General features: G+C 73.7%; 6 protein-coding genes and 1 pseudogene. 2 read left to right on the forward strand and 5 right to left on the reverse strand.

Features of this window, described 5'->3' with window-relative positions; all coding sequences use genetic code 11:
• Positions 1 to 27 precede the first annotated feature (27 nt).
• Together V7E45_RS24515 and V7E45_RS24520 are read left to right on the forward strand one after the other, a co-directional pair.
• Complete coding sequence (locus tag V7E45_RS24515) at positions 28 to 393, forward strand: hypothetical protein (protein ID WP_333776357.1); 366 nt, start codon at positions 28 to 30, stop codon at positions 391 to 393.
• A gap of 50 nt (positions 394 to 443) precedes the next feature.
• On the forward strand, positions 444 to 1,214 hold the full coding sequence (locus tag V7E45_RS24520; protein ID WP_443056158.1) for a TetR/AcrR family transcriptional regulator: 771 nt from the start codon (positions 444 to 446) through the stop codon (positions 1,212 to 1,214).
• A gap of 23 nt (positions 1,215 to 1,237) precedes the next feature.
• Here the strand turns inward: V7E45_RS24520 and V7E45_RS24525 are convergent, their stop codons facing one another.
• The 5 genes and pseudogenes from V7E45_RS24525 to V7E45_RS24545 form a co-directional block, all read right to left on the reverse strand.
• Positions 1,238 to 2,002, reverse strand: a complete 765-nt coding sequence (locus tag V7E45_RS24525; protein ID WP_333776359.1) for a thioesterase II family protein — start codon at positions 2,000 to 2,002, stop codon at positions 1,238 to 1,240.
• Between the two features lie 64 nt (positions 2,003 to 2,066).
• Entirely contained in the window at positions 2,067 to 3,365 is a 1,299-nt protein-coding gene (locus V7E45_RS24530; protein WP_333776360.1) for an LLM class flavin-dependent oxidoreductase, read from the reverse strand.
• A 114-nt stretch (positions 3,366 to 3,479) separates the two neighbouring features.
• On the reverse strand, positions 3,480 to 4,028 hold the full coding sequence (locus V7E45_RS24535) for a flavin reductase family protein (protein ID WP_333776361.1): 549 nt from the start codon (positions 4,026 to 4,028) through the stop codon (positions 3,480 to 3,482).
• Between the two features lie 45 nt (positions 4,029 to 4,073).
• Positions 4,074 to 5,405, reverse strand: a pseudogene (locus V7E45_RS24540) (type I polyketide synthase); the annotation flags it as partial.
• 20 nt (positions 5,406 to 5,425) lie between these two features.
• On the reverse strand, positions 5,426 to 20,228 hold a 14,803-nt coding region (locus V7E45_RS24545), incomplete at its 5' end, for an SDR family NAD(P)-dependent oxidoreductase (RefSeq protein WP_443056159.1).

Below are 20,228 nucleotides of genomic sequence, written 5' to 3' on the forward strand. Positions count from 1 at the left end.
TATTGAGCGTATCCCATACACAGTCCGGTGTCCACCCGCGTCCTGAACTGCGAAGAAGCCCAACTCCTCGCGTCCGGGACGACGTTCGCATGCGAGGGATCGATGACTTGGAGGGCAGGCGTGCCGTTGTACCGGGAACGCGGTGTCGAGGTCACGGTGAATCCGGACGGCTGGCTGGTTCTGTGCGACGGACTGACGGGGAAGGACCACTTCTATCCACCCCCGTTCACGGTCGCCTGGATCGCATTGCAGCGGTGGGGCGGGGACCCGCATCTGGCCACCGACGAAATCGCCGAAATGTGGCAGGAAGACCCGGCGGAAACCTTGACGGCTGTTCAGAAATGGCTGGTGGAGCTGCGGACGGCCCGGCTGATCCGCGACGACCACCCCTAGGCCGGATTCCATCCCGGCGGGATTCCGCACCGCGACGGAAGGTGACGACGTTGGAAGGGCGCACGAGCCAGGGGATGCCCGCCCATCTCGCCGACGTGTGGGGACTGCGCGAACGGCCGGCCAAGGGACCCAGACGCGCCCTGAGCCTGCCGCGCATCGTGGACGCCGCGGTGGCGGTGGCCGGCGCGGAGGGCCTGGCGGCCGTCTCGATGAGCCGGGTGGCCGCCGAAGTCGACGCCTCCGCCATGTCCCTGTACCGCTACGTGGCCTCCAAGGAGGACCTGCTGCTGCTCATGGTGGACGCCATCTACCGCACACCGCCCTCCCCGCCCGCGGAGGACGGCGGCTGGCGCGAGGGCCTGCGGAGCTGGGCCTGCGAACAGCACGCGATCCTCGACGAGCACACCTGGGTCCTGCACGTACCGGTGAGCGGACCGCCGGTGACTCCCCATCAGCTGAACTGGCTGGAGCACGGTCTGGCCCGGCTGGCCGGGACCGCGCTCCCCGAGGGAGAGAAGCTGTCGGTGATCATGCTGCTCAGCGGCTACATCCGCAACGAGGCGACGGTGACGGCCGAGGTCCGGCAGTCCTTCCTCGCCGCGGCGCCGGACGAGCGGGCCGCGATGGCCTCGTACGGCCGGCTCGTGCGGGCCCTGACGGACCCGGCCCGGTTCCCGGCGCTGAACCGGGTGATCGACGCCGGGGTGCTCGACGAACCCACCGGCAGTGCCGAGGAGTTCGCCTTCGGCCTGGACCGCGTCCTGGACGGCGTGGGCGCGCTGGTCCGGGCTCGCGGGCGCGGGGCCGGCGGCCACCGGTAGGACGGACGTTCCGGGGCGCACCGCTACGGGCGCGGCGCGTTCCCGGCGGCCGCCGTCAGCCGCTGCCGTATCAGCGCGACGACCTCCCCGGCGTGGTGGTTGAGGTAGAAATGGCCGCCGGGGAACACCCGAAGTTCGAAGGGCCCGGTGGTGTGCTCCCGCCACGCCCCGGCCTCGCCCTCGGTGACCTGCGGATCGGCGTCCCCGGTCAGCGCCACCACGGGGCAGCGCAGCGGGGGTCCCGGCCGGTACCGGTAGGTCTCGGCGGCCTTGTAGTCGCTGCGGAGGGCGGGAAGGATCATCCTGACCAGCTCGGGGTCCTGGAGCATCGCCGGCTCGGTGCCCTCCATCTTCACGATCTCGGCGAGCAGCCGCTCGTCGTCGCCCAGGTGCACCCACTGCGCGCGGTGCCTCGACGGTGCCGTACGCCCCGAGACGAACAACGCCGACGGGGTGGTTCCGACGGCCTCCAGACGTCGGGCGACCTCGAAGGCGACCGTCGCGCCGAGGCTGTGGCCGAACAGTGCGAGGGGCCGGTCCGTGAGGCCCGCGAGCTGCCCGGCCACGGCGTCGGCGAGCAGCTCCGCGTCCTCGAACGGCGCCTCACGGCGGCGTTCCTGCCGGCCCGGGTACTGCACGGCCAGCACGTCCACGGCGGGAGACAGCGCCCTGGAGACGGGGAAGAAGTAGGACGCGGCGCCGCCCGCGTGCGCGAGGCACACCAGTTGGGCCGCGGCCCGCGGGGCCGGGTGGAAGCGCCGGATCCACTCTCCAGTGCCGACGGTCACTGCCTGTCCTTTCGCCGTACGAACCTGATGGAGCCGCGCGACGCCCGCGCGATGACGGTGTCAGTCAGTCATCGTCGTCATCATCGTCGTCGTCCTGGTAGCCGGGCAGGGAGAGTTCGGGCGCGATGGAGAACTCCGAGACGTCCGCGGTGCGGTGCTCGACGCGGCCCAGGGCCTCCTTGATCGGCACGCTCAGCCGCTCGGCCTTCTCGGCCTCCTTGCGGTCGCGGCCCTCGACGAACTCCGGCATCACCTCGCGGGCGAACAGCTCCAGCGACTCCAGGATGTGCTCGTGCCTGTTCTTGCCGATCTGCACCGAGAAGATGATCTGGTCCACGCCGACGGCCTCGTAGCGCCGGATGATGTCGCGGATCTGGTCCGGCGTGCCGATGCCGCGGCGCAACATGCCGACCTGGTCCATCATCGCCTGCTCGACCCCGCTCTGCTCGTCGTCCGCGGCGGGCGCGGCCGGTGTGCGGGTGAAGCCCAGCGACTCCTTGGCGGCCTGGAACTCCGCCCAGATGTCGGTGACTCCGGGGCGGTGCTCACCGGTCATGTAGTAGTGCATCAGCGAGTACGAGAAGAAGTGCGCCGCCTCCAGGCCCCGGTCCAGGGCGACTTCCTCGTCCTCGTGGCACATGAACGGCAGGACCATGGCCACGTTCGCGTTGACCGCGCGGCCGAGCGGCCGGCACTCGGGCGACGCGAGGGTGCCGTAGTAGGCGTCCACCCACTCCTTGGCCTCCTCGGGGTTGACGAAGGAGAAGGCCAGCGCGCCCATGCCCTCGCGGGCCGCGTCCTGGATGCTGTCACGGCGCGTGCACGCCCGCCACAGCGGCGGGTGCGGCTTCTGCCTGGGCTTGGGCACCACGTTGCGGGGCGGCATCTTCACCCAGGTGCCCTCGTGGCCGGTGAACGGCGTCTCGGTCATCATCCGCACGACGACTTCCAGCGCCTCGTGCCACTGCTCGTACTTGTCCTTGAGCTCGATGCCGAAGGCACCGACCTCCAGTTGCGAACTACCCTGCCCCGAGCCGAAGTCGAGCCGGCCGCCGGAGATCAGGTCCAGCACGCCGAGCCGTTCGGCGATGCGCGCCGGGTGGTTGACGGCCGGCGGCATGTGGACGATCCCGTGGGCGAGCCTGATGTTCTTGGTGCGGGCCGCGGCGGCCGCCAGGAACACCTCCGGCGCCGACGAGTGGGAGTACTCCTCGAAGAAGTGGTGCTCGGTCGCCCACGCGTAGTCGAGGCCCAGCCGGTCGGCCAGCTCGATCTGCTCGAGGGCCTCGCTGTACAGCCTCTCCTCGCTGTCCTCCGCCCAGGGCCGGGGCAGCTGGTGGTGGTAGATCAGACCGAATCTCATGAAGTTCCTCCGCAGGACGAGAACCAGGCACAAGGGGGCTGCAGGCCGACCCTAGGACGCCGTGCCGTGCAGGTGGGACGGCCTGCCGGGCACTGAGGGGGTCGGCCGGACGCTTCAGGGGGTGGGTGCCGCGCCGCTAGGGGTGGTGGGGGCGGCGCGGTGGAAACGGCCCTGGAAGAACAGCAGCGGATCGGACTCGCCGGCACCTACGCCCAGGTCCTGGACGCGGCCGACGGCGATCCGGTGGTCGCCGCCCGGGTACACCGCCTCGATGGTGCAGTCGACCCAGGCCAGCGCACCGGCGAGCCGGGGCGATCCGGTGGCCGGGCTCGCCCACCACTCCACGCCCGTGAACCGGTTGCCGTCGGTCGCCGCGAACCGGCGGCACAGCGGCTCCTGTTCGGCGCCGAGGACGTTGGCGCAGAACCGTCCGGCGCGCCGGATGCCCGGCCAGGACCGGGAGAATCGGGACACCGAGAACGAGACCAGCGGCGGCTGGAGGGACAGCGAGACGAACGACTGGCAGGTGAAGCCGACGGGCGGCAGGCCGTCCTCCTGGGCGGTGATGACGGCGATCCCGGTGCAGAAGTGGCCGAGGACGTGGCGCAGCCGGGCCGGCTCCAGACGGCTGCCGTCGCTGGTCTGTTCCGTGTGTACGCTCATCACTCGCTCCGCCCGTCAGTCGGTCGCCGCACGGCTGCCGTCGCCCGGCACCGGAGCCGGCTGTTCGAGGATCACGTGCGCGTTGGTCCCGCTGATCCCGAACGAGGACACCGCCGCCCTGCGCGGCCGTCCGGTGTCGGGCCACGCCCTGGCCTCGTTGAGCAGGGCCACGTTTCCGGCCGACCAGTCCACCTGTGGGGTCGGCGCGTCCACGTGCAGGGTTCTCGGCAGGACGCCGTGCCGCATGGCCAGCACCATCTTGATGATCGAGGCGACTCCCGCCGCGGCCTGCGTGTGCCCGATGTTGGACTTGACCGAGCCGAGCCACAGCGGCCGGTCCGACGGGCGGTCGCGACCGTAGGTGGCCAGGAGCGCCTGGGCCTCGATCGGGTCGCCGAGACGGGTGCCGGTGCCGTGCGCGTCGACCGCGTCGACCTCGTCCGCCCGCAGACCGGCCTGCCCGAGCGCGTCCAGGATGACCCGCTTCTGCGCGGGCCCGTTGGGTACCGTGATGCCGCTGGACGCCCCGTCGGAGTTGGTGGCCACGCTCCTGACGACGGCGAGCACACGGTGGCCGTTGCGCTCGGCGTCCGACAGCCGCTCCAGCACGAGCAGGCCCGAGCCCTCGCCCCAGCCGGTGCCGTCCGCCGCGGCCGCGAAGGACTTGCAGCGGCCGTCCGGCGCGAGGCCGCGCTGCGAGCTGAAGTACACGAACGTCTCCGGTGTGGACATCACCGTCACGCCGCCGGCCAGCGCGAGCGTGCACTCGCCCGAGCGCAGCGCGTGGGCGGCCATCCCCAGGGCGACCAGGGACGAGGAGCAGGCGGTGTCGACGGACACGGCGGGCCCCTGCAGGCCCAGGGTGTAGGAGATACGGCCGCTGGTGAGGCTGCCGCCGCCGTCCGCGCCGTCGTAGTCGTGGTACATGACGCCGCAGTACACGCCGGTCGGACTGCCCTTGAGGGACAGCGGGTCGATCCTGGCGTTCTCCAGCGCCTCCCAGGCCGTCTCCAGCACCACCCGCTGCTGCGGATCGATGTCGCGGGCCTCGCGCGGCGACATGCCGAACAGGTCCGCGTCGAAGTCTGCGGCGTCGTGCAGGAACGCACCTTCCTGGGTGACGCTCCGGCCGGGGCTGCCGGGCTCCGGGTCGTACAGTCCTTCCACGTCCCAGCCGCGGTCGGCGGGGAACGGGGTGACCGCGTCACGGCCCTCGGCGAGCAGCCGCCAGAACGCCTCGGGCGAGTCGGCGCCACCGGGGTAGCGGCACGCCATGCCGATGACGGCGACCGGTTCTTCGGCGGCGAGCAGCAGCCGGGCGTTCTCCTGCTTGAGCCGTTCGTTCTCCAGCACCGAGGCGCGCAGCGCCGCGACGATCTTCGCGGTGTCCGCCGTCGTCATCGCTCCTGCTCCTCACCGGCCTCCACGCCCGCGAGGGCGGTGGCGACCAGGTCGTCGACGTCCATGCTCGCGATCTCCTCGCTGCGGTCCGCCGGAGCTCCGGCGGTCCGGTCGGTGCTCCGCGCGCCCGGCTGCGAGGTGCCCAGGCGCAGGATCGCGTCCAGCAGTCCCGCCGCCCGCAGGTCCGAGACGGGTACGGCGGCCAGCCGGCGCCGGATCTCCGCGTCGTCGGGCTGTCCGCCGTCGCGGGCGGGGCCGCCGTTCCCGGCGGGTCCCGGACGCTCCTCGGGCGCGGGGTCCGCCGGGGCCGGGGCGTCCGGCAGGTCGGCCGCCAGCTCCTCCAGGAGCAGTTCGACCACGTCGGCCGGGGTGGGGTGGTCGAACATCATCGTGGCCGGCAGGCGCAGTCCCGTGGCGGTGCCGAGCCGGTTGCGCAGTTCGATCGCGGCGAGTGAGTCGAGTCCCAGTTCGGTGAATCCCCGGCCCATGTCGACGCTGCCGGGTTCGGCGTGCCGCACTTCGGCGACCTGGGCCCTGACGAGGTCGCCGAGCAGCCGGGCGCGGCCGTCGGCGGGCTGCGCGGCCAGGCGGCGCAGCAGGTCGTCCGGGTCCGCGGCGCCGGGCGCCCCGGGCGCCGGGGCGGCGCTGCCGGCGAGCGGAGCGGTGCGTGGGACGCCGGGCTGGGTGCTGGGCATGACGTCGCGCAGCATGGCCGGTACCTGGGTGCCGGACGGGTCGAGGCGCAGCGGGACCAGGACGGGTTCGGCCACGGTGAGCGCCCGGTCGAACAGGGCCAGTCCCTCGGCCGGGGTCAGTACGGGGGTACCGCGGCCGGCCAGCCGGTGTGCCAGCGCGGGGTCGGTGCCGCCGGCCATGCCGCTCCGGGCCGCCCACAGGTTCCACACCAGGGACGTGGCGGGCAGGCCGTGCCGGTGCCGGTGGCGGGCCAGCGCGTCGAGGAAGGCGTTGGCAGCGGCGTAGTTGCCCTGGCCGAGTGGGTCGAGCAGTCCGGCGACCGAGGAGAACAGCACGAACGCGTCGAGGTCGAGGTCCTGCGTCAGCTCGTGCAGCGCCCAGGCCGCGTCCGCCTTCGGGCGGAGCACGGTGTCCAGTTGCTCCGGGGTGAGCGCGGTGACGAGGGCGTCGTCGAGCACTCCGGCCGCGTGGACCACGCCGGTGAGCGGACGGTCGCCGGGTACGGCGGCGAGCAGTGCGGCGAGTGCGTCCCGGTCGGCGACGTCGCAGGCCGCCACGGTGACCTCGGCTCCCGACGCGGCGAGTTCGGATCGGAGTTGGGCGGCTCCGGGGGCGCCCGGGCCACGCCGGCCCACCAGCAGCAGGTGTCGTACGCCGTGTTCGGTGACCAGGTGCCGGGCGACCAGGGCGCCGAGTCCGCCGGTGCCGCCCGTGATCAGCACGGTGCCGTCCGGCCGCCAGCGCTGGGCGACCGGTTCGGCGGGCCGGGGTACGTGGGCCAGGCGAGGGACGCGCACCTGGTGGCCGAGGACCGACACCTCCGGTTCGGAGAGGGCGGCGACCGCGGGCAGCATGCCCAGGGAGGACTCCTGGGCGTCGAGGTCGACGAGCAGGATCCGGCCGGGGTGTTCGGCCTGTGCCGCGCGGACCAGGCCCCACACCGGTGCGACGGTGAGGTCCAGGTGCGCGCCGTCCCCGTCGGCGCCGAACCAGGTCAGGACGGCCAGCCGGGTCGCGGCGAGCCGGTCGTCGGCGAGGAAGTCGCGCAGGGTCGCGAGCACGGTACGCAGCCGCGAGCGGACCGCGTCCGGCATCTCGTCGTCGCCCGGCTCCACCGGCAGGAACACGAGATCCGGCGCCAGCACACCCTTGTCCAGCGCGACCCGCAGCGCGGCCAGGTCGGCGTGCACGGGTACGTCCCCGGCGCCGATGGCGAGTGCGTCGTCGCCGAGGACGGCCCACCGGCCGGTGTCGGCCTCGCCGGTGTCGCCGAGCGGGAGTTGGCTCCAGCCGGTCCTGAACACCGATTCGAGGTGCCGGGTCCCGGTCTGGGCGGCGCCCTCGGCGACGAGTCGGTCCGCGGTGACCGGGCGTACGACGAGCGACTCCACGGAGGCGACGGGGCTGCCGTCGGGTGCGGCGAGGTCGATGCGGACCGCTTCGGAACCGGCCTGTTCGTCGGAGCCGATCCAGTTGACGCGGGCCCGCAGCCTGCTCAGGCCGCCCGCCGAGTGCAGTCTGATCCCGGCCCAGGAGAAGGGGAGTTGGCCCGCTCCGACGTCCTGCGGTTTCCGGCCGCCCAGGAAGTCGGTGGCGGACATGGCCGCGTCCAGCAGCGAGGGGTGCAGCCGGTAGGGGCGGGCGTCCTGCTCGGCGTGGTCGGGCAGCGCGACCTCGACGAACAGGTCCCGGCCGCGCAGCCACACCGCACGCAGGCCCCGGAACATCGGGCCGAAGTGGTAACCCCTGGCGGTCAGGTAGTCGTAGACACCGTCGATGTCCACCGGCCGCGCGTCGGCGGGCGGCCAGGCGGCACCGCCGAGCCCGAACTCGTGAGTGTCGGGAGCGGGTCGCCGTTCGGTGGCCAGCACGCCGGTGACGTGCCGGGTCCAGGGCATCGGGTCGGGGGCGTCCTCGAAGCGGGAGTAGATCGCGAAGGCGCGCCGCCCGGAGGCGTCCGGGCCGTCGACGACGACCTGTACGGCGGCGCCGCCCTGGTCGGGCAGCGGCATGAGCTGCTGGATCACCAGTTCCTCGACGGTGTCGCAGCCGGCCTCCTCGGCGGTGCGCAGGGCGAGTTCGACGAATCCGGTGCCCGGCAGCAGGCCCATGCCCATCACGTTGTGGTCCGCGAGCCATGCCTGGGCGGCGGTCTGCGTGGAGAGCCGGCCGGTGAGCACCAGGCCGCCGCCTTCGGGTGCGGGCATGACCGCGGACAGCAGTGGGTGGCCTGCGTTGCGCTGGCCGTGCCCGGTCGCGTCGCCGCTCCCCGTCGCGGTGGCCGCCCCGGCCGGGGGCGAGAGCCAGAAGTGCCGTTTCTCGAAGGGATAGGTGGGCAGGTCGACCCGCCGGGCGCCGGTGTCCGCGAAGATCTCCGTCCAGCGCACGGGAATCCCGGTGACGTGGAGCTGGGCGAGCGCGGTGAGCAGCTGGGCGGGTTCGGGGCGGTCGCGGCGCAGTGCCGGTATGGCGAGCCGTTCGCCGTCGGTGACCTCGTCGACCATCGGTGTCAGCGCGGCGTCGGGCCCGAGTTCGAGGAAGGCGGTCACGCCGCGCTCCACGAGATCGCCGACGCCGTCGGCGAAGGCGACGGTCCGCCGTACGTGGTCCACCCAGTACTCGGGGCTGCGCAGGGTCTCCGGGTCGGCCGGGTGTCCGGTCACGTTGGACACCACCGGGATGCGCGGCTCGCCGTAGTCGAGTGTCGAGGCCACGGCCCGGAAGTCGTCGAGCATCGGTTCCATGAGCGCCGAGTGGAAGGCATGGCTGACCCGCAGGCGGGTTGCCCGGCGGCCGCGCGCGCGGAAGTGTTCGACGGCGGCGGTCACGGCGTCCTCGGGCCCGGAGACGACCACGGACCGTGGGCCGTTGACCGCCGCGACTCCCACGCCGTCGGGGAGCGCGTCACGCACCTCCGCGGGCTCGGCCTGCACCGCGGCCATCGCCCCGCCCGCGGGCAGGGCCTGCATCAGCCGTCCCCGCGCCGCGACCAGTCGTGCCGCGTCCGGCAGGGACAAAACCCCGGCGACATGGGCGGCGGTCAGCTCCCCGATCGAGTGCCCGGCCACGAAGTCCGGCCGCACCCCCCACGACTCGACCAGCCGGAACAGCGCCGTCTCCACGGCGAACAGCCCGGCCTGCGCGTACACCGTCCGGTCGACGAGCTCGGCGTCGTCGCCCCAGATCACCTCGCGCAGCGGCCGGTCGAGATACGCGTCGAGGAGGTCGACGGCCGCGTCGAAGGCCGTGGCGAACGCACGGTAGGCGGCGTGGAGTTCACGGCCCATACCCAGCCGCTGGGCGCCCTGGCCGGTGAACAGCACGGCCAGCCGGCCGTGCGGTTCGGCCGTGCCGGTCACCACACCGGGAGCGGGCCTCCCGGCGGCGACGGCCTCCAGCCCGGCGAGCCGGTCGGCCCGATTCTCGCCGAGGACGACCGCCCGGTGCTCCAGCAGGGCGCGGCCCGAGGCGAGCGACCACCCGACGTCGGCTCCGGACGCGGCCGCGTCCCTGTCCACGTCCGCGCTCGTGACATGGCCGGCGAGCCGCTGGGCCGCGCTGCGCAGGGCCGACTCGGTCCTGGCGGAAAGGACCCAGGGCAGGGGTGCGGTGGCGAGCGGTTCGTCCGGTTCGGTGTCGTTCACCGCCCGCGGGTCCGCCGGTGGCTCCTCCAGGATGACGTGGGCGTTGGTGCCGCTGAGGCCGAAGGACGACACGGCGGCCCGGCGCGGCCTGCCGTCGCGCGGCCACTGCCTGGCCCGCGTGAGCAGTTCGACCGCGCCCTCCGACCAGTCGACCTGGTCCGACGGCTCGTCGACGTGCAGGGTGCGCGGCATGACGCCGTGGCGCATCGCCTGCACCAGCTTGATCACACCGGCGGCACCGGCCGCGGCCTGCGTGTGCCCGAGGTTGGACTTGACCGAGCCGAGCCACACCGGCGCGTCGGCCGGTCGGCCCTGCCCGTACGTCGCCAGCAGCGCCTGCGCCTCGATGGGGTCGCCGAGCGCGGTGCCCGTGCCGTGTCCCTCGATCAGGTCGACTTCGTGGGGCGAGAGTCCCGACGCGGCGAGTGCCGCCTCGATGACCCGCTGCTGGGACGGGCCGTTGGGCGCGGTGAGGCCGTTGGACGCGCCGTCCTGGTTGATGGCGGACCCGCGGATCACGGCGAGCACCGGGTGCCCGTTGCGGCGGGCGTCGGAGAGGCGTTCCACCAGCAGCAGCCCGATCCCCTCCGACCAGCCGGTGCCGTCGGCGCCCTTGGCGTACGCCTTGCACCGGCCGTCCGGCGCCAGGCCGCGCTGCCGGCTGAAGTCCACGAACACGTCCGGCGTCGGCAGTACGGTCACACCGCCGGCCAGCGCCATGCCGACCTCGCCCTGCCGCAGCGCCTGGCAGGCGATGTGCAGGGCCACCAGGGACGAGGAGCACGCGGTGTCGATGGTGACGGCCGGGCCCTCCAGGCCGAGGGTGTAGGCGACTCGTCCGGAGGCGATGCTGGCTCCGCTGCCGCCGGACAGGTAGGCGGCGATCTCCTCGGGCACGTGCTGCTGCACCCGCTGGCCGTATTCCGTGTACATGACGCCCACGTAGACACCGGTCCGGCTGCCGCGCACCGAGGCGGGGTCGATCCCGGCCCGTTCGAAGGTCTCCCAGGCCCCCTGGAGCAGCAGCCTCTGCTGCGGGTCGAGGGCAAGCGCCTCGCGCGGCATGATGCCGAAGAACTCCGGGTCGAACTCCCCCGCGTCGTGCAGGAATCCACCGCTGCGCACGTACGTCTTGCCGGGGACGCCCTCCCGCGAGTCGTACACGCCGTCGACGTCCCAGCCTCGGTCGGTGGGGAAGTCGGTGACGGCGTCCCGGCCCTCGTCCAGCAGCCGCCACAGGTCCTCGGCCGAGTTGACGCCGCCGGGGAAGCGGCAGTGGATGCCGACGACGGCGATGGGCTCGTCGGCCGGGACCACGGACACGGATCCCGGTGCGGTCACCTGGGGCGTGGTCGCGGTCCCGGACAGCCGGGAGACGATGTGCTCGCCCGCCGCCTGGGCGTTCGGGTAGTCGAAGACGAGGGTGGCGGGCAGCCGCAGCCCCGTCGCGGCGTTCAGCGCGTTGCGCAGCTCCACAGCGGCCAGCGAGTCGAAGCCGAGGTCGGAGAAGGCGCGGTCGGCGCGTACGTCGGCACCGCTCGCGTGCCCGAGCACGGTGGCGGCACGCTCACGGACGAGGTCGACCACGACCCGAACGCGCTCGTTCCCGGACAGGCCCGCCAGCCGCTCGGTGAGAGCGTGCGCGGGTGCACCGGTGCTCTCGCCCGCCCCGGCGGCGCGGCGAGCGACCCCGCCCCGCACCAGCCCGCGCAGCAGCGCCGGCACCTCGCCCCGGGCCCGGACCACGGCCCGGTCGACGCGCAGGGCAGCCGCGCAGGGCTCGCCGGCGGTGACGGCCGCGTCGAACAGGGCCAGCGCGTCGGTGGCCGGCAGCGCGGGCAGACCCAGGCGCCGCACCTGGACCAGGTCGGCATCCTCGGCGGGCCCGGAGGCGGATGCGCCCCCGGACCCCGGTGTCCCCTGCTCGCCGGTGTCCCACAGGCCGAACGCCACCGACGTCACGGGCAGTCCCGCGGCGGACCGGTGAGCGGCGAGACCGTCCAGGAAGACGTTGGCGGCCGCGTAGTTGCCCTGCCCTGCGGCCAGCACCAGTCCCCCGGCCGAGGAGAACATCACGAACGCGTCCAGGTCGGCGTCGAGGGTGAGTTCGTGCAGGTGCCAGGCCGCGTCGGCCTTGGGCGCGAGGACCGCGTCCAGCCGTTCGGGAGTCAGGTCGGTGACGAGGCCGCTGTCGGCGACGCCCGCAGCGTGCACGACCGCGTTCAACGGATGCGCGTCGGCCACCTCGGTCAGTACGGCCCTCAGTTGATCGCGGTCGGCGGCGTCGCAGGCCACGACGGACACGGTCGCGCCGAGTCCGGACAGCTCCGCGCGCAGGGCGTCGGTCCCGGGCGCGTCCGGACCCCGGCGACTGGTCAGCAGCAGGTGACGCACACCGTGCCGGGTGACGAGGTGCCGGGCGACCCGGGCACCCAACTCGCCGGTGCCACCGGTGATGAGCACGGTGCCCGTGCTGTTCCACGGCACCCGCGCCTCACCGTGGGCAGCCACGGTCACGGTCATCGGCGTCAGGCGGGGTACGGTCACGCGGCCGGAACGCAGGGCGAGTTCCGCCTCGGCGGTCCCGGCGATGCGGGGCAGCGCGGCGGCGGACTCGGCCGTCCGGTCGGTGTCGACAAGCCCGAACCTGCCGGGGTGCTCGGCCAGCGCGGCCCGGACCAGCCCCCACACGGGCGCCTGTCCTACGTCGACCGACTCCCCCGCCGCCGTGGCCACGGCACCACAGGTCACGAACACCAGCCGGCTGCCCGCGAACCGCTCCTGCGCCAGCCACTCCTGCACGGCGGCCAGCACCTCGCCGGTTGTGGCGCGGCAACCACGCACCGGGTCGCTCTCGGCGGGGCCCACCACCCAGAACACCACGGGAGGTACGACCTCCAGCGCGGTGAATCCCGCGAACCGGGGCAGGCCGGTGCCGGGAAGATCGCCCACGAGGGCGGCCTCGGTCGCGCCGTCCGGAACCGGCACGGCCGTCCAGTCCAGCCGCAGCAACTCACCCCCGTGGCGCGCACCTTGGGTCAGTTGTTCGGCGGACACCGGTCGTACGGTCATCTGCTCCACGGTCGCGACGGGCCGTCCCGTCGGATCGGCGAGCCGCATGGCGCACACCTCGTCGCCGCGCAGCCGCTCCAGGTGCACCCGCAGCGCTGTCGCCCCCGTGGCGTGCAGGGTCACACCCGACCAGGAGAACGGCAGCAGGGTCTCGCCCTCCACGGCACCGCCCTCCCCCAACTGGTCGGCGTGCATGGCCGCGTCCAGCAGGGCGGGATGGAGACCGTACGCGGTGCCGTCGCCGCCCTCGGGCAGCTCCACCTCGGCGTACACATGCTCGCCCTGCCGCCATGCCCGGCGCAGCGCGCGGAAGACCGGTCCATATCCGTAGCCGCGCTCGCGCAGACCCTCGTAGAACCCGTCGACCGGCAACGGGACGGCCCCCGCCGGTGGCCACTCGGCCAGTTCGAAGGACGCGTCGGCGACAACGGGCGACACCGCGCCGGTCGCGTGCAGCGTCCACGGCGTGTCGGCGTCCGGCCGCGAGTGGATCGTCAGGGCGCGCACGCCCGCCTCGTCCGGCGCGTCGACCACGACCTGCACGGCCACCGTGCCGGCGGAGGGCAACATCAGCGGCGCCCGGTGGGTCAGCTCCTCCAACCGTCCGCAGCCGACGTGGTCCCCGGCCCGCATGGCCAGTTCCACGAAACCTGTGCCCGGCAGCAGCAGATTCCCCAGGATGTCGTGATCCGCCAGCCATTCCTGACGCCCGGGTGACAACCGGCCCGTCAGGATGATCCGGTCCGCGTCGGCGACCGTGACGGCGGCGCTCAGCAACGGATGCTCGACGGCCTCCAGTCCCGCCGAGCCGACGTCACCGGCGGTACGGAGGGGCGCCAGCCAGTAGCGCTGCCGCTGGAAGGGGTAGGTGGGGAGGTGGTCGAGGTGTCTTCCGGTGGCGTGAAGGGCGGTGAAGTCGACATCCGTGCCGTTGGTGTGGAGGGTGCCGAGGGCGGTGAGGAGGGTGTGGGAGTCGGGGCGGTCGCGGCGCTGGGTGGCGATGGTGTGGGTGGTGTCGGGGAGGGTGTCCTCGGCCATGGCGGCCAGGACGGTGTCGGGGCCGAGTTCGAGGAACTTGGTCGCGCCTTGAGCGGAGAGGGTGGTGAGGGCGTCGGCGAAGCGGACCGGTTCGCGGACCTGGCGCACCCAGTAGGCGGGATCGCGCAGCTCGTCGGCGGCCGGCTCGCCGGTGAGGGTCGAGATCAGCGGGATACGCGGGGTGCCGTAGGACAGTTGGGCGGCGACCTCGGCGAAGTCGGCCAGCATCGGGTCCATCAGCGGGGAGTGGAACGCGTGGCTGACACGCAGACGCGTGACCTTGTGGTCCTGGAGACGCTCGATCGTCTCCGCCACCGCGTCATCGACGCCCGAAACCACCACCGAGCGGGGACCATTGACGGCGGCGATCTCGACTCCGTCCACGAGGGCCGCCCGCACAACGGTCTCTGCCGCCCGGACGGACGCCATCGCACCGCCGGTCGGTAGCGCCTGCATCAAGCTCGCGCGCGCCGCGACCAGTCGAGCCGCATCCGGCAGCGACAACACACCAGACACGTGCGCTGCGGCCAGCTCGCCGATGGAATGCCCGGCCACGAAGTCGGGCCTCAGTCCTGCCGACTCCAGGAGACGGAACAGGGCGACCTCGAAGGCGAACAGACCCGGCTGCGCCCAGCCCGTCCGCTGCACCGCGTCCGCGTCCTCACCCCAGACGACCTCGCGCAGCGGCCGCTCAAGGTGCACGTCAAGTACCGCGGCCACCTCGTCGAAGGCCGACGCGAACGCCGGGAAACGGGCGGCCAGTTCACGACCCATCCCGAGCCGCTGCGCACCCTGCCCCGTGAACAGGAACGCCAACTTGCCCGCCACCCTGGGCAGCACACCGACATCACTCAGCCCCCGCAGCAACTCCTCACGCTCCGACCCGACCACCACGGCCCGGTGCTCGAACCGCGCACGACCCGCCAGCGTCCACGCCACATCCACCGGACGCAGCGACTCGTGCCCGGCGAGATACGACCTGAGCTGATCGGCGTAGGCCGTCACCGCCTCGGGCGTCTTCCCCGACACCACCAAAGCGACCGGCCGCACATCATCCGGGACCGGCGCGGACACAGGCTCGACGACCGGTGGCTCCTCGACGATCACATGGGCGTTGGTCCCGCTGATCCCGAACGACGACACCGCCGCCCGACGCGGACGCCCCTCAACCGCCACCCACTCCCGGGTCTCGGCCAGCAACTCCACCGCACCCACCGACCAGTCCACCTGTGCCGACGGCTCGTCCACGTGCAACGTCCGCGGCAACACACCATGCCGCATCGCCAGCACCATCTTCATGATCCCGGCCACGCCCGCAGCAGCCTGCGTATGACCGATGTTCGACTTGATCGACCCCAACCACAACGGCCGACCCTCCGGCCGGTCCTGCCCATACGTCGCCAACAACGCCTGCGCCTCGATGGGATCACCCAGAACAGTCCCCGTCCCGTGCCCCTCCACCACATCCACATCCACAGCCGACAACCCGGCAACCGCCAACGCCTGCCCGATCACCCTCTCCTGCGAAGGCCCGTTCGGCGCCGTCAGACCGTTCGACGCACCGTCCTGGTTCACCGCCGAGCCGCGCACGACCGCCAGCACCGGATGGCCCAGGCGACGCGCGTCCGACAAGCGCTCCACCAGCAGCACTCCCACGCCCTCGCCCCAGCCGGTGCCGTCGGCCGCGTCCGCGAAGGACTTGCACCGGCCGTCCGCGGACAGGCCGCCCTGCCGGTTCATGTCGACGAAGGTGTCCGGCGTGGACATCACGGTGACGCCGCCCGCGAGCGCGAGCGTGCACTCGCCGTTGCGCAGGGCCTGGGCCGCCAGATGCAGGGCCACCAGCGACGACGAGCAGGCCGTGTCCACGGTGACCGCCGGACCCTCAAGGCCGAACGTGTACGCCACGCGGCCGGACACCACGGCGGTGTGGCCGCCGTTGCCGAGATAGCCGGCGTACTCCTCCGGGATCTCGCCGGGGCGGGTCGCCCAGTCGTGGTACATGACGCCGGCGAAGACGCCGGTGCGGGAGCCGTGGACCGAACGGGGGTCGATGCCGGCCCGTTCGAAGGCTTCCCAGGACGCCTCCAGCATGAGCCTCTGCTGCGGGTCCATGGCGACGGCCTCGCGCGGGCTGATGCCGAAGAAGTCCGGGTCGAACTGGGCCGCCTCGTAGAGGAATCCGCCCTCCTTGGTGGAGGTCCTGCCGGGCGTGCCCGGCTCGGGGTCGTACAGTTCGGCGATGTCCCAGCCACGGTCGCCGGGGAACTCGGCGATCGCGTCGCGGCCGTCCGCGACGAGTCGCCAGAGGTCTTCGGGCGAGGACACGCCGCCCGGGTAGCGGCAGGCCATGCCGACGATGGCTATGGGCTCGTCGGACACCCCGCGCGCGGCGGGTGCGGTGCTCGTGCGCTTCGGTCGGCCGTGGAGCAGGCGGTCTTCGAGGTGGGTGGCCAGGGCGAGGGGGGTCGGGTAGTCGAAGACGAGGGTGGCGGACAGGCGCAGACCGGCGGCCGTGTTCAGGGAGTTGCGCAGTTCGACGGCGGCCAGTGAGTCGAAGCCGAGGTCGTTGAAGGCCCGTTCGGCGTCGATCGCTTCCGCGCCCGAGTGGCCGAGTACGGCGGCGACCTGACCGCGGACGAGGTCCAGAAGGTGGTCCCGTCGCTGTTCGGCGGAGAGTTCGGCGAGGCGCTGTCCCAGTGATGCGGTACCGGCCGGGTCGGCGCCGCCCGTGCCGGCCGTTCGGCGGGCGGGTGCCCGGACCAGGGAGCGCAGCAGCGGCGGTATGCCTCCCGGCCTGCCCCGCAGGGCGTGCGCGTCGAACCAGAGGGGTGCGGTGAACACCTCGCCGGAGCGCACCGCCGCGTCCAGCATGGCGAGGTTCTCGGCGACAGAGAGTTCGCGCAGGCCCAGTCGGGTCACGCGGTGTACGGCCACGTCGGACAGGCCCGCGCCCATGCCGTGTTCACGGGGCCACAGCCCCCAGCCGATGGAGGTGGCCGGGAGCCCGGACCGCCGTCGGTGCTCGGCGAGCGCGTCGAGGAAGGTGTTGGCCGCCGCGTAGTTGGCCTGGCCCGCTCCGTCGAGGAAGCCTGCCGCCGAGGAGAACATGACGAAGGCGCGCAGCGGCAGGTCGCGGGTCAGCTCGTGCAGGTGCCAGGCGCCGTCGGCCTTGGGGGCGAGGACGGTGCCGATGCGGTCGGGGGTCAGGTCCTCGAAGGTGCCGTCGTCGACGATGCCGGCCGCGTGCACGACGGCGGTGAGGGGATGTGCCTCGGGCACGGCGTCGAGTACGGCGGCCAGTGCGGCGCGGTCGGCGACGTCACAGGCGGCGAGGGTGACGGTGGCACCCGCCTCGGTGAGCTCGTCGCGCAGTCTCCCGGCGCCGGGTGCGTCGACGCCGCGCCGGCCGATCAGGAGCAGCCGTCGTACGTTGTGTTCGGTGACGAGGTGGCGGGCCACCAGCGCGCCGAGCCCGCCGGTGCCACCGGTGATGAGCACGGTGCCGTGGTCGGGCCATCCGGCCGCCTCGGACGTGTCGGCCGGGCGGCCGCCGCGGACCAGGCGGGGGGCGAGCAGCCGCCCGTCGCGCACGGCCAGCTCGGGCTCCCCGCAGGCCACGGCAGCGGGCAGTACGAATGCCGGGCCCTCCCCCGGCCCGGCCGCCCCGGCCGCGCCGGCCGGCCCCGCCTGCACGCCCGCGCCCGCACCCGCGCCCACGTCGACCAGGATCAACCGGCCCGGATGCTCCGCCTGTGCCGCGCGCAGCAGCCCCCACGCGGATGCCGTGGCCAGGGCCCTGGCGTCGGGCGTCCGCGTCCACAGCGCCGGTACGGCGTCGTCGGTGACGACAACGAGTCGGGCGGCGTCCAGTCGCTCGTCGGCCAGGAAGTCCTGCGCCGTGCGCAGCGCCTGCCCGGCGGTTTCGCGAGCCGCGTCCAGCGGCGCGACCCCGGCGCTCGGCCGGAGGGTGGCCACCACCAGGTCGGCGCCCGCCGTCTCGGCGAGGTCGGCCGCCGGCCGGGCCCCGAGGGCCTGTCCAAGGCCGTGCGGGTCGGCCCCGAGGACGGCCCAGCTGAGCTGCCCGGTGGGTGCGGGGAGCGGCAGTCGCGTCCAGTCGACGCGGAGGAGTGCGCCCCTGGTGCCGGTGCCGCCGATCCGGTCGGCGTCGACGGACCTGACGACCAGGGAGGCCACCGACGCCACCGGTGCGCCCGTGGCGTCGCGGAGTTCGATGCCCACGGTGTCGGGGCCGGTGGCGGTGATGCGTACGCGGACGCGGTGCGCGCCGGTGGCGTGCAGGGAGACGCCGTGCCAGGTGAAGGGCAGGGTCACCTGGCCGTCCGGCTGTGGCAGGGCGTGGCCGAGCGCGTGCAGGGACGCGTCCAGCAGGGCCGGGTGCAGGCCGTAGGCGCCCTCGCCGTGGCCCGCCGGGAGGGCGACCTCGGCGTACACCTCTTGGTCGGTGCGCCACAGGGCGCGCAGGCCCTGGAAGGCGGGCCCGTACCCGTACCCCTCGCGGGTGAGCCGTTCGTAGAAGTCGGAGACGTCGACCGGCTCGGCGCCGGGCGGGGGCCACGCCGCCGGTGCCGTGGTGGCGGCGGTGGTGGCGCGGGCGAGGACGCCGCCGGCGTGGCGCGTCCAGTCGTCCTCGGCGGTGCTGTCCTCGCGGCGGGCGTAGAACTCCACTGTGCGCCGGCCCGCCGGGTCGGCCTCGCCCACCACGATCTGCAGGGCGGTGCCGCGGTCGTCCGGCAGCGCCAACGGGGCTTCCAGGTCGAGCACCTCGACGGTGTCGCAGCCGACCTGGTCCGCGGCGAGCAGGGCGAGCTCGACGAACGCGGTGCCGGGCAGCAGGGTGCTGCCGGCGATGACGTGGTCGGCGAGCCACGGCTGGACGCGGGGGGAGAGCCGGCCGCTGAGCAGTACGCCGTCGCCGGCCGCCAGGGTCAGCATCGCGCCGACGAGCGGGTGTTCGACGGGCTGTTGCCCGACGCCCCGCGCGTCGCCCGCCGTCTTGGCGGCGGCGAGCCAGTACCGCTGCCGCTGGAACGCGTACGTGGGCAGTTCGATCCGCCGGGCGTCCGGATAGCAGGCGTCCCAGGTGACCCGCGCGCCGTGTACGTGGGCCAGGGCGACCGCCGACAGGACGCCGGTGGGCTCGTCGTGGTCGCGGCGCATCGCGGGGGCGAACACGTGGCCGGCGGTGTCGTCGACGCAGTCGCGCGCCATCGCGGTGAGAACGGCGTCGGGGCCGAGTTCGAGGAACGTGGTGACGCCGGCCGCCTCCAGGAAGGCGATGCCGTCGGCGAACCGTACGGGCCGCCGTACGTGTTCGACCCAGTACTCGGGTGATCGGAGCCGGTCCGCGGCGAGCAGGCCGCCTGTCACGTTGGAGACGACGGGGACGGTGGGCTCGGCGTAGGTCATGACCTGGGCGATGCGACGGAACTCGGCGAGCATGGGGTCCATGAGCGCCGAGTGGAAGGCGTGGCTGACCCGCAGGCGCTTGGTCCGGTGGCCGCGGGCGGCGAGCGCGGCGGCGGTCTGGAGGGTGGCGGTCTCGTCGCCGGAGATGACGACCGCTTCCGGGCCGTTGACCGCGGCGATGTCGACGTCGGGTACCTCGCGCAGCAGCGCGGTGACCTCGTCGGCGGGTGCCGCGACCGCCACCATGGCGCCGGTTCGCGGGAGTTCCTGCATCAGCCGGCCGCGGGCGGCCACCAGCATGGCCGCGTCGGGGAGGCTGAGCACTCCGGCGACGTGGGCCGCGGTGAGTTCGCCCACCGAGTGCCCGGCGACGAAGTCCGGGCGCAGTCCCCAGGACTCGACCAGCCGGAACAGGGCGGTCTCCAGGGCGAACAGCGCGGGCTGGGCGTACTTGGTCTGGTCGAGGAGCTGTGCCGTCTCGGGATCGTCGTCGGTGAACAGCACGTCCCAGAGGGACCGTTCGATCTGAAGGTCGAGGTAGCCGATGGCCTCGTCGAGCGCCTCGGCGAACCGGGGGTAGGCGTGGTAGAGGTGCCGGCCCATGGCGTGCCGCTGGCTGCCCTGCCCGGTGAAGAGGAAGGCCAGTCCCCCGCCGGTCGCGGTCCCGGTGACGAGCGCGGGATGTGACTCACCGGCGGCGAGGGCGCGCAGGGCGTGCCGGAGTTCGTCGGTGTCGGCGGCCGGGACTACGGCCCGATGCGGCATGGCGGCCCGGCCGACGGCGAGTGAGTGGCCGAGGTCGTCCCGCCGGGGCGGGGGCTCGGTGCTCATGAGGTCCAGGAGGCGTTGTGCCTGGGCGCGCAGGGCCGGCTCGGAGCGGGCGGAGAGGGCCAAGGGCAGGGGGCCCTCGGGTTGCGGG

The sequence above is a fragment of the Streptomyces sp. IBSBF 3136 genome (assembly GCF_036815105.1).
Lineage (GTDB): Bacteria > Actinomycetota > Actinomycetes > Streptomycetales > Streptomycetaceae > Streptomyces.